8 protein-coding genes and 1 pseudogene are annotated in these 11,411 nt (G+C 71.2%); 3 read left to right on the top strand and 6 right to left on the bottom strand.

Annotation, left to right across the window (positions count from 1 at the left end; translation table 11 throughout):
* Positions 1-44: 44 nt before the first annotated feature.
* Together ACFTZL_RS31960 and ACFTZL_RS31955 are read right to left on the bottom strand one after the other, a co-directional pair.
* Positions 45-1,091, bottom strand: a complete 1,047-nt coding sequence (locus ACFTZL_RS31960; protein ID WP_382589768.1) for a BMP family protein — start codon at positions 1,089-1,091, stop codon at positions 45-47.
* A 248-nt stretch (positions 1,092-1,339) separates the two neighbouring features.
* Positions 1,340-2,572, bottom strand: a complete 1,233-nt coding sequence (locus tag ACFTZL_RS31955) for a M20 family metallopeptidase (RefSeq protein WP_382589771.1) — start codon at positions 2,570-2,572, stop codon at positions 1,340-1,342.
* A 300-nt stretch (positions 2,573-2,872) separates the two neighbouring features.
* Between ACFTZL_RS31955 and ACFTZL_RS31950 the strand changes: the two genes are divergently transcribed.
* Complete coding sequence (locus tag ACFTZL_RS31950) at positions 2,873-3,553, top strand: class I SAM-dependent DNA methyltransferase (protein ID WP_382589765.1); 681 nt, start codon at positions 2,873-2,875, stop codon at positions 3,551-3,553.
* Between the two features lie 600 nt (positions 3,554-4,153).
* On the opposite strand, the pseudogene ACFTZL_RS31945 reads toward ACFTZL_RS31950, so the two are convergent.
* The 4 genes and pseudogenes from ACFTZL_RS31945 to ACFTZL_RS31930 form a co-directional block, all read right to left on the bottom strand.
* Positions 4,154-5,200: pseudogene (locus ACFTZL_RS31945) on the bottom strand (hypothetical protein); the annotation flags it as partial.
* Positions 5,201-5,247: 47 nt separating this feature from the next.
* Positions 5,248-6,186: an N-acetylneuraminate synthase family protein gene (locus ACFTZL_RS31940; protein ID WP_382589762.1), complete on the bottom strand. Its 939-nt coding sequence runs from the start codon at positions 6,184-6,186 to the stop codon at positions 5,248-5,250.
* Between the two features lie 13 nt (positions 6,187-6,199).
* Positions 6,200-7,465: a cytidylyltransferase domain-containing protein gene (locus ACFTZL_RS31935; RefSeq protein ID WP_382589759.1), complete on the bottom strand. Its 1,266-nt coding sequence runs from the start codon at positions 7,463-7,465 to the stop codon at positions 6,200-6,202.
* Positions 7,466-7,500: 35 nt separating this feature from the next.
* Entirely contained in the window at positions 7,501-8,850 is a 1,350-nt protein-coding gene (locus ACFTZL_RS31930; RefSeq protein WP_382589756.1) for a DUF6716 putative glycosyltransferase, read from the bottom strand.
* A gap of 198 nt (positions 8,851-9,048) precedes the next feature.
* Between ACFTZL_RS31930 and ACFTZL_RS31925 the strand changes: the two genes are divergently transcribed.
* A complete protein-coding gene (locus tag ACFTZL_RS31925) occupies positions 9,049-10,035 on the top strand; it encodes a glycosyltransferase family 2 protein (RefSeq protein ID WP_382589753.1) in 987 nt (328 codons plus the stop codon).
* Positions 10,035-11,366 carry an alpha-2,8-polysialyltransferase family protein gene (locus tag ACFTZL_RS31920; protein ID WP_382589750.1) on the top strand — a complete coding sequence of 444 codons (1,332 nt, stop codon included), beginning with the start codon at positions 10,035-10,037 and terminating at the stop codon, positions 11,364-11,366. The genes ACFTZL_RS31925 and ACFTZL_RS31920 overlap by 1 nt, the downstream gene beginning before the upstream one ends.
* Positions 11,367-11,411 lie beyond the last annotated feature (45 nt).

The following is an 11,411-nucleotide window of genomic DNA, read 5'->3' as shown; positions in this document are numbered from 1 at the left end:
CCCCCGGGGTGGCCGCCCTCTCCGGCTGTCGCAGACCGGTACCGCTACTCGGTCTTGACCTTGATGGAGCCGTCGATGATGCCCTTCTTGGCCTTGTCCACGGCGTCCTTGAGCCCCGCGACCTTGCCGAACTCCGGGTTCGCCTCGGAGACTCCGACGCCGTTGACCTTCAGGTCGAAGGTCTGGGTGCCGGTCAGCGGCTTGCCGTCGTCGACGGACTTGGCCAGCGCGTAGACGGCGCCGCCGACGTCCTTGAGGGCGGAGGTGAGGATGTACTGCTTGTACGCGGCCAGGGGGGCCTGCTTGTACTGGTCGGAGTCGACGCCGATCGCCCAGACCTTCGCTTTGGCGGCGGCCTCGATCACGCCCTGGCCGGAGAGACCTGCCGCCTGGTAGACGACGTCGGCCTTCTTCTCGATCTGGCCCTCGGCGGCAGCCTTGCCCTTGTCGGGGCTGGCGAAACCGCCCTCCTCGGCCGTCTGCGTCAGGTACTGCGACAGGACCTTCACCTTCGGGTTGGTGTCCTGAACACCCTGCTTGTAGCCGGCCTCGAACTTGTGGATCAGCGGGATGTCCACACCGCCGACAAAACCGACGGTGTTCGACTTGGTGACCTTGGCGGCGGCGACACCGGCGAGGTACGAGGCCTGCTCCTCGGCGAAGACGAGGGAGGCGACGTTCTTGCCCTCGACCACGGAGTCGACGATGCCGAAGGTGGTGTCCGGGTACTTGGCGGCCACGGTCTTCATCGCCGGGCCGTAGGCGTACCCGACGCCGATGACCGGGTTGTAGCCCTGCTTGGCCAGCGAGATCAGCCGCTGTTCCTTGTCGGCGTCGGTCTCGCCCTCGGTGGGCTCGATGTCGGCCGTCTTGTAGCCGTACTCGTTCTTGGCCTTCGTCAGACCGGCGTAGGCGGCGTCGTTGAAGGACTGGTCGCCCTTGCCGCCGACGTCGTAGGCGATGGCGAGACCCTTGTCGTCCTTCGTGTCACTGCCGCCGCTCTCACTGCTGGTGCTGCCACAGGCCGTGGCGACGAGACCGAGCGACGCGACCCCCACCGCGACACGGGTCAGTTTGGAAATCCGACGCATCTGAAGTTCCCCATTCTCCAAAGCCCCGCAGTGGGCGCTCAGTGCGGCGCACATTAACGCGCGTAGACACCCTTGGGAACGGTTCACAGTGGGGCCGTTATCCATTCGTGCCGATGGCCGGTTACGTCCTGGTGAACCACGGGAGCGAACGGGGCCGAAAGGTGCGGTCGGGGACACGGCGCGAGCCTGTTCGTCACGCGCCGTTCCTCACCCACGTCCGGAGTCCTTCTCGGAGGTCCGGGGCTGTCCTAGCGGAGGCCGTTGACCAGGGCCGCGGCAGTGAAGAGTTCCACGCCGACCGTGATCGCGGACTCGTCGACGTCGAAGTCGCCCTGGTGGAGATCGCGTACATGGCGCTCGCCGGGGACGCGTACGCCCAGTCGGGCCATGGCGCCGGGGACGTGCTCCAGGTACCAGGAGAAGTCCTCGCCGCCGAGGCTCTGCTCGGTGCCCAGGACGGACTCGACCCCGCGACGGGCGATCATGGCGTCGCGCAGCAGCTCGGTCACGCCGGGCTCGTTGACGACGGGCGGCACGCCGCGCACGTAGTTGATCTCCGACTTGGCGCGGTGCAGATTGGCGATCTCGTCGATCGCGGCGACCACGACGTCGGGGGCCTGGCGCCACGCCTCGATGTCGAGGCAGCGCACGGTGCCGGAGAGCTCGGCGTGCTGCGGGATCACGTTCGGTGCGTGTCCCGACTCGACGCGGCCCCAGGTGATGGCGAGCCCGCTGCGGCTGTCGAAGCGGCGGCCGACCAGGGCGGGTACGTCGGTGACGACACGGGCCGCCGCGGTGACCAGGTCGGTCGTGAGGTGAGGGCGTGCGGTGTGGCCGCCCGGGCCGTCGAGGGAGATCTCCAGCCGGTCGCAGGCGGAGGTGATGGGACCCTCGCGGAGTCCGACGTACCCCGCGTCCACCCGGGGGTCGCAGTGCACGGCGATGATCGCGCCGACCCCCTCCAGCGCCCCGCACTTGATGACGTCGGCGGCGCCGCCGGGCAGCACCTCCTCGGCGGGCTGGAAGATCAGCCGGACGGGGCGGGGCAGCAGGCCCTGCTTGTGCAGTTCGGCGAGGACCAGGCCGGCGCCGAGGACGACGGTGGTGTGCACGTCGTGGCCGCAGGCGTGGGCGCGGTCGGGCACGGTCGAGCGGTACGGGCACTCGGCCTTGGTGTCCGGGATGGGCAGGCCGTCGATGTCGGCCCGCAGGGCGAGCATGCTGGGGCCGCCGTCCCACTGCTCGCCCTCTACGCCGATGTCACAGACGAGTCCGGTGCCGACGGCGAGTACGCGCGGTTTGAGGCCGGCCCGCTCGAGCCGCTCCTTGATCGCGGCGGTCGTGCGGAACTCCTGGTTGCCCAGCTCCGGGTGCATGTGCATGTCGCGTCGGAACGCGATGAGCTCTGCGCGCAGGGCGTCGGGCAGTGCGCCGGGAAGGACGGCTTCGCCGGGAAGATCGACCTCGGACTCCAGTGACATCAATTGCTTCACCCTCTGAAGGGTAGGGCGCCAGGGCGGTCGACTGACCCTCGATCAACAAAACTTCAACCCGTTAGGGGAAGAAAATATGACCGCCGGACGTATGGCTATCAAGTGAGATGGGTAAACTCGCCCGCCTTTCGAGCCGAGCCGGTCACCACACTCCATGGAGTGTGACTTCGACCACACCTCGGTCGCGACTCTGTTACCCATCCATCCTCTTCCACGGATACCACGCCCCGCGCGGGGAACACTGTCTTGTTCCTCTCACTGACGCACCGCCCCGATAGTGTGCGGCCCGTGCGCGCCGACAGCCCCGAGTTCCTCACAGCCACCCAGGCCTCGTACGACGCCATCGCGGAGGCCTATGCCGCCGGGTTCCCCGACAGCCTGGCCGGGAGACCCCTGGAGCGGGCGCTGCTGACGGCCTTCGTCGACCTGGTCCGGGCACCCGGAGCGCCGGTGGGGCCCCCGGTCGCGGACATCGGCAGCGGCCCCGGGTACGTCGCGGCGCGGCTGCACGGCCTCGGACTGCCGGTGTTCGGGGTCGATGTCTCGCCCCGCATGGTGGCCCTGGCCCGCCGGGCGCACCCGGGGCTGCGGTTCCACGTCGGTTCGATGACGGCCCTGGACCTGCCGGACGAGACGCTCGGCGGCATCGTCGCGCTCTACTCGATCATCCATGTGCCGGACGATCATCTGCCGTCGGTCTTCGCCGAGTTCCACCGCGTGCTGCTGCCGGGCGCGCCGGTCCTGCTCGGCTTCCAGTCCGGCGACGAGGACGGGCATCTGCGTCTCACCGAGCGCTTCGGCAGCCCGATCTCGCTCGACTACTACTGGCGCACCCCGGACACGGTCGCGACCGCCCTCACCAAGGCCGGCCTGCGCCTCCACGCCCGCGTACTGCGCGAGCCGGAGGGCGAGGAGAAACACCCCCGGGCGTTCCTGTTGGCCCACAAGCCGGGCTCTGCCGGGGCGTGAGCCGGTCAGGAGCCCGGGCCTGAGGGCGCCTAGGCGCCGCGCCGGTCTGTCTCGCTCAGGGCGTGGATCCGCCACCGGTCGGGCATGTGAAGCGGCTCCGGGAGCGCCGGTCGGCGTATCGGTCCGCTCCGGGCCGGAGCGGGATCCGTCCCGGTCGACGTGCAGGCCCGACGTGGGGCCGTCGCCGCCTGGCCTGCCCGATCCCGCAGGTCTGGCCGACAGTCGGAGTCGCGAGGGCCGTCTGAGCCGCCGGGGCCGGCTCCCGGGCCCCCGAGGGGCCCCTGCCGGGCCTCAGCCGGCGGCCACCGCGCCTGCGGCGTCCGCCGGGCCCGCCCTGCGTGCCGAACCCACCGTCCCCGCCGGGCCGGACACGCTCGCCCTCCCGGTAGGCCCCGGGATACTCCCCGGCCCGGCAGAACCGGTCATGGTCGCCGAGCCCGTCGGACCCGGGATGCTTCCCGGGCCGGTGGAGCCGGTCATGGTTGCCGAGCCCGTCGGGTCCGTGATGCCGCCCGGCCCTGCGGAGCCGGTCATGGTTGCCGAGCCCGTCGGGTCCGTGATGCCGCCCGGGCCGGTCGGCCCGCCGGTGCCCCCGGCCGTGGACAAGCGGTGTACATCCCGCGCCGCACCCGTCACGCCCGACAGGAAGCCCTGGGCTCGGGGGGACGCGTTCTCGGTCAGCCAGGCGGGGTCGATGTCGCATACCGCTACGCGGACCTCGGTGCCGGAGAGGGCCAGGGGGAGGGTGTGGACGACCGTGGACGGGAAGCTGAGGATCGTGCGGCCGATGGGGCCGCGGCGGGCGATCAGCTCGAGGGGGAGTTCGGGGCGGACGATCTCCAGGCCCGTCTCCACCGCGAGGCGGCGGAGCTTCGTCGGGCTCTCGCGGCGGTGGGCGAAGTAGCGGGTGGCGCCGTGGGCGGCGGCCAGGGCGCGGACGGCCTCCAGGTAGCGGTCGTCGTCGACGACCCCCGTCTCCACCAGGGACGTGCCCACCATGTCGGCGCCCTTGGTGATGCGGGGCGGGCCGAAGCGGGCCCGGGTCCAGGCGAAGTCGTTGGCGCTGATCGTGACGCCCTCCGGGGTCTCCTCCATCGGCATGGAGGAGAAGATCTCCACCCGGCGCCCGCCCCCGGGGGTGAGGCGGCGGCGGGCCGAGGAGGACACCGGCGCGAAGATCAGGTCGCGGGGGCCGGGGCGGCCGCCCTTGCGGTGCCAGCGCACCAGCCTTTCGCCCCGGGCAAGCTGGCCGACGAACTCCATCGTCGCCGTGCCGTCGTCGACGACGACCAGGTCACGGGCGCGGGTGATGGTCAGGAGGAGCTGAACGTAGCGGGAGAAAGGGTCACCCAGGACGATCCGGCGGGCCTTGCGGAGTACGCCCGTGAGGCCGCCGATGGTCTGGAAGGGCGCCAGGGGCCCGCCGCGCGCCTCCTCCCAGCGGACCGCGTGCCCCTCGTCACGGGCCAGGTCGGACATCCGCCGTAGCTGGCCGCGTGTCATCGGGTCGACGGGCGACAGCACCACGAGGGTGAGCCCCACGCCGGGCGCATGCGCGTGCGCCCACTCCAGCACGTTCAGCAGCTGTACCGGACTCTCGACGAACGCGAGAGTGTGGGGGCCGGCGTTCCCGGCGCGGGGGCTCATCGACGTACGACCGTCCCGTCGTAAGGGGGGTTGTGGGGGTGGTGCGCTCAGACGCCGACCGGCTCGCCCGCCGCGTCGGCGATCTCCGCCTCGGCGACCACACCGCTGACGCGGCGCAGCTTCTTCATCGGGCCGAGCTCGGACTCGTAGACCTTCTTCACGCCGTCACCGAGGGAGGCCTCGATGGTGCGGATGTCGCGGACGAGGCGCGTAAGGCCCTGCGGCTCCACGGAGGCGGCCTGGTCCGAGCCCCACATGGCGCGGTCGAGGGTGATGTGACGCTCGACGAAGGTGGCGCCCAGGGCGACCGCGGCGAGGGTGGTCTGCAGGCCGGTCTCGTGGCCGGAGTAGCCGATCGGGACGTTCGGGAACTCGCCCTGCAGGGTGTTGATGACGCGGAGGTTGAGCTCCTCGGCCTTCGCCGGGTAGGTCGAGGTGGCGTGGCACAGGAGGATGTTCTCGCTGCCCAGGACCTCGACCGCGTGGCGGATCTGCTTCGGGGTGGACATGCCCGTGGAGAGGATGACCGTGCGGCCGGTGGCGCGCAGGGCGCGCAGCAGCTCGTCGTCGGTCAGGGACGCGGAGGCGACCTTGTGGGCGGGGACGTCGAACTTCTCCAGGAAGGCGACGGCCTCGGTGTCCCACGGGGAGGCGAACCAGTCGATGCCGCGCTTCTTGCAGTAGGCGTCGATCTGGCCGTACTCGTCCTCGCCGAACTCGACGCGGTGGCGGTAGTCGATGTAGGTCATCCGGCCCCAGGGGGTGTCGCGCTCGATGTCCCACTGGTCGCGCGGGGTGCAGATCTCCGGCGTGCGCTTCTGGAACTTGACCGCGTCGCAGCCGGCTTCGGCGGCGGCGTCGATCAGCTTGAACGCGTTCTCGATGTCGCCGTTGTGGTTGATGCCGATCTCGCCGGTGACGTAGACGGGGCGGCCGGGGCCGGCCTCGCGGGTACCGAACTTGCGGATGCGGGAGTTGGTGCTCATGGCGCAGATGTCCTTACTTGGTGAGGGAATCGAGAGAGGGGCCGAGGATCCAGCTGGCGATCTCTCGGATCGCGCCGTCGCCACCGGGGACGGTGGTGACCGCGCGTGCGGCGCCGCGCACGACGTCGTGGGCGCTCGCGACCGCCACGGGCCAGCCCGCGAGGGCGAAGCACGGGAGGTCATTGACGTCGTTGCCGACGTAGAGCACGCGCTCCGGCGCGATGCCCTGCTCCTCGCACCACTGCTTCAGCGCGAGGTCCTTGCGGTCGATGCCCTGCAGCACCGGGAGCTTGAGCTTCCGGGCCCGGGCGGCGACCACAGGGTTCTGTTCCGTGGACAGGATCAGCATCTTCAGGCCGCTTTTGCGGAGGGCCGCGATGCCGAGTCCGTCCCCGCGGTGCACGGAGACGAACTCCCGTCCGTCGGAGTCGACGAGCACCCGGTCGTCGGTCTGGGTGCCGTCGAAGTCGAGGACGACCGCGTCGATGTCGTCGGCGGTCGGGAGCGCGCCGGGCCGGTCCGCGTCGAAGAGCGGGGCCAGGGCCCGGGCGCGGGCGAGGTCGTGCGGGTCGTCGATCTCCAGCACGCGCGCGGGGTCGGTGCGCACCAGTTCGGTGCGGCCGAAGAAGCGGTGCTGGTGCTTGCGGAAGCCGACCGCTTCCATGCCGTAGGCGGCGCCGGTCTCCAGCAGGTCCTGGGGGCGGTCCTGGCGGCGGGGGCGGAAGGACTTGTCGTGGTTGACGCCGTAGCCGCCGCCGGTGGCCGCGTCGGCCTCCGCGACGGTGCCGGCCGCGACCTCGTCCTCGGCGTCGCGCCAGACGAAACCGTGGAACGGTGCCACGGTGAGCGCCGTGTCGGCGCCGTTCCCGACGATGGCCTCGGCGACCCCGTCGACGTCTTCCCGGGTGATGAACGGGCTGGTGCACTGCACCAGCAGCACCACGTCCACGACCGCGCCGTGCAGGGCCTCGTGCGCGTCCACGGCGTGCAGGACGGCGGCCTCGGAGGTGGCCGTGTCGCCGGCGATGGCGGCGGGCCGCAGCACGACCTCGGCGCCCGCCTCGCGGGCGGCGGCCGCGATGGCCTGGTCGTCGGTGGAGACCACGACGTCCGTCACGAGCCGGGCGGCGCGGCACTCGCGCACCGCACGCGCCACCAGCGGGACGCCGCCGACGGGGAGGAGGTTCTTCGCGGGCACGCCCTTGGAGCCGCCGCGCGCGGGGATCACCGCGAGCACACGGCGCACCGAGGCGCCTTGGCCCGCTTCCGGTTGTGACATGGGGACTACTCCTTGGGCAGGGGACTCGGGGCGGCTCACAGCTCGCCCATCCGCCGGATGACGGGCGCCACGCGCTGCACGCCGTGCCGGTAGGCGCCGCGCGCCGCCCGGCGCACGACCTGCCGGACCGGTCCGGGCTCCTTGTCGGCGGCGGGCGCGCCGGGCAGCGGGGTGCCGTCCGGGCCGAGGTGGTGGCGGGCGAGGATCCCGGGCAGATAGCCGGGCGCGGTGACGGGTGTGTAGTACGGGGCCAGCGGGGGCATGCCGCCGGGCCGGCCGAGCAGCTTGGCGATGCGTTCGCGGGCCGCGTCGAAGGCGGAGTCGTAGGAGCCGTCCGCGGCGACACCCTGCCGGGCGACCCACTCCTCGTCGGGCGTGGGCCGGTGTCCGGCGTCGAGCTGGTCCCAGGAGGCGAGGCAGCCGGAGCCCACGAAGTGGTGGTTGCCGAGCGACTCGCGGATGCCGAGGTCGGTCAGGACGACGGTCGGGACCCGGCGGTGCAGCGACTCCAGGGCGGCCGTGGAGCTGATCGTCACCAGCAGGTCGGTGCGGTCGAGGACCTCGCCCATGTTTCCGTAGACCAGGCGGAAGTTGTCCGGCGGATCGAGGCGCTGCACCAGCTTCTGGTACGGCAGCTCCTCGATGTGGGTGGTGTGTTCGCCCGGCTTGGAGCGCAGCTTCAGCAGCACCTCGCGCTCGGGGTGCCTGCGGGCGTGCTGGACCAGCCGGTTCAGCAGGTACGTACGGTCCTTGCGGCTGTCCGGGACGGAGGGCTGGGCGGCGAAGACGACCGTGTAGGGCTCGCGCTCGCCGGTGTAGGGGGCACCGCCGAGGAACGGCAGGGCCACCTCGGTCACCGACGAGGCGTCGGCGCCCACTCCGTCGTAGACGGCCCGGAAGCGGTCCGCGTCCTGTCGGGAGTTGGCGAGGACGAGGTCCGCGCCGTGCCGCAGCAGCAGGCCGTCGGCGAGCTTCTCGTAGACGACACCGACGTAGCCGGTGACGACGACGGGCCGTGTGGTGCGGTCCTGCCAGACGCGCCCCAGGCCGTGCAGCATCGCCTGCACACCGCCGCCGACGAGGGCGAGGACCAGGAGGTCGTACGACTCCTCTTCCATGGCGCGCAGGAACTCGACGGCGGTGACCTCCCGCAGCGAGTCGGCACGCACGCCCACCTCTTCGAGCTGGCGCGGTGTGGGCGTCGCCCGGCCGCGCAGCAGGAAGCCGTCGAGGACCGGGGGGCGGACTTGCGCGCCCTCGCGCGGTCCGGTTTCCATGGACGGGCCCGGGGCGATGCGGTCCGCGGTCAGCGCACCCCATTTCCATCGGGTGTCTGAGTCCGCGAGGACGGCGATTCGCGGGCGCTTCGGTGTACTTGCTGGCACGTCGATGACGCTAGGAAGCGAATCCGAGGTATGGCGGAACCGCGACTCAACGAAAAGTTAACAACACACCACCGAGAGCCGAACTGGCCTGCCGGAAGGCCGGAAGTACACGGGGTGCACCGTTCTGACACATTGAGTTCACCCGGTGTACGTTCATCGGAAAGTTGCGCTGCCGGGCGGGCTCCTAACGTTTTGCAGGTGCCTAAGCTTTCCGTGATCGTGCCGTTCTACAACGTGCAGCAATATGCCCCGGACACCCTCAGAAGCCTTCGGTTGAACGCCGACCGTGATTTCGAGTTCATCCTGGTCGACGACCATTCGAAGGATGAAACCCCGGCCATTCTCGAACGAGCGGCCGAGGACCTCTCGGATGTCGCCCAGGTGCGTTACATCCGCCATGAGGAGAACGGCGGGCTCGCCACCGCCCGGAACACCGGCCTGGACGCGGCCCAGGGCGAGTACCTGACGTTCCTGGACGGCGACGACTGGCTGGCCCCCGGCTACTTCACCGAACTGGTGTCCGCCATGGACGAGTTGGGATGCGACTTCGTGCGCACCGACCATGTGCAGGCCACCGCGCGCGCCCGTTCCGTGAGCCGGGTGCCGGTCGGCCGCCGCTGGGAGGTGTTCAGCCCGCGGGACGCCATCCTCCCCGCCCACCGCTCGACATCGGTGGACTACGCCTACGCCTGGGCCGGCGCCTACCACCGCCGCCTCCTCGACAAGGGCCTGCTCCACTTCACCCACGGGCTGCGCACGGCCGAGGACCGGCCGTGGATCTGGAAGCTGCACCGTGAGGCGGAGTCGTTCGCCGTGGTGAGCCTGCTGGGCGTGTTCTACCGGCGCGGGGTGGCCTCGTCGCTGACCCAGATCGGCGACGTCCGCCAGCTCGACTTCATCCGGGCCTTCGACCAGGTGATCGAGGAGACCGCGTCCGACCGGGAGGCAGACCGGCTGCTCCCCAAGGCGGTGCGGACCTACTGCGCGATCATCGCCCACCACCTCTCCAACGAAGACAGGTTCGAACCGGCCGTGGCCAGACAGCTACGGGCGATGAGCGCGGCGGCCATCAAGCGCATGCCGCAGGACGCGCTCGGTGACGCACTGGAGGCGATGGACATGGACCGCTCGTCCAGGCTGCGGCGGCTGCGGCGCAGGGTCACCACCACGGAGGCGGCAGCCTGATGCCCGGGACCACTCAGATCTTCTGCGCCTCGACCCTGTACGGCGTCGCCACCCTGGCCGCCGCGATCGACTCGGACCTGTTCGACGAGCCGGACCGTCGTGTGCTGCTGGTGTTCAACAACTCCGCGACCCCGGAGACCACCCCGGCCCTCGACGAGATGCCGGGCTTCGCGCCGCTGCGCGAGCACTTCGACGAGGTGCTGTCCTGGAACGAGGCGATCCGCCCCTTCCACCCCGGGGCCTGGACGCCGCGCTCCGACGACATCCCCCTGTTCGAGCGCTATCTGCGGATGCTGTGGGGCCTCGGCGACGACCGCGTGAGCCTGGTGCTGGAGTCCATCCAGGTGGCGCCCGCGCTCACCGTGGCCCAGCTCTTCACCGACGCCCCCATCGACGTCTACGCCGACGGGCTGATGAGCTACGGCCCCACGCGCAACAAGCTCGACCCGCTGGTCGGCACGCGCGTGCGGCGGCTGCTGCACCTCGATCTGGTGCCGGGGCTCACGCCGATGCTGCTGACCGAGTTCGAGGTGCCGGCGCACCTGGTGCCGTCGCCCGCGTTCCTGAAGGTGCTGGGCGAGGTCACCGAGACCGTCCCCGAGCTGCCCGCCCTGCCCGGTGACGCGGCACTGCTGCTCGGCCAGTACCTGTCGGCGCTGAACATCCTCTCCCCCGAGGAGGAAGAGGACCTGCATGTGCGGATGATGCGGGGCGCGGTCGCCCGCGGCCACCGCACGGTCGTCTTCAAGCCGCACCCGACCGCGCCGGCCCGTTACAGCCGCGCCCTGGAGACCGAGGCCGAGAAGCTCGGCGTGGACCTCACCGTGCTGGACACGCCCGTCCTCGCCGAGGTGCTGTTCGACCGGGCCCGGCCCGCGCTGGTCGTCGGCTGCTTCTCGACCGCGCTGTTCACGGCCTCGGCGCTCTACGACCTGCCGGTCGCGCGCATCGGCACCGAGCTGCTGCTGGAGCGGCTGACGCCGTACCAGAACAGCAACCGGATCCCCACCACCCTGGCGGACGCGCTGCTGCCCGACCTGGACGGCGGGAAGGACGGCGACGTCCTGCCGGCCGAGCGGCTCTCCGGTCTGGTCACCGCCGTCGGATTCACCATGCAGCCGCAGATCTACCCGGAGCTGCGCCCGCAGGCGGAGCGGTTCCTCTCCCGGTATCTCGGCCCGCACACCCGGCGCTACTTCAAGAAGCGCCGTCTCACCTCGCTCGGCCTGCCCGGCGGTATTCCGCAGCGGCTGGCATTCCTGCCGCGCAATTCCACGGCACGCCGGGTGGTCCGGCGGGCCAGGGCGCTGCGCAAGGCGGTACGCCGCTGAAAACGTATGCCGAGCACCGCAAGGGCGTCGGTCCGCCGCAGAGGC

It is taken from the genome of Streptomyces sp. NPDC056948, from assembly GCF_042674225.1.
In the GTDB taxonomy this organism is placed as follows: Bacteria; Actinomycetota; Actinomycetes; order Streptomycetales; family Streptomycetaceae; genus Streptomyces; species Streptomyces purpurascens.
Note: the sequence above shows the minus strand (reverse complement) of the source record. Positions and strands in the feature narration are given on the sequence as shown.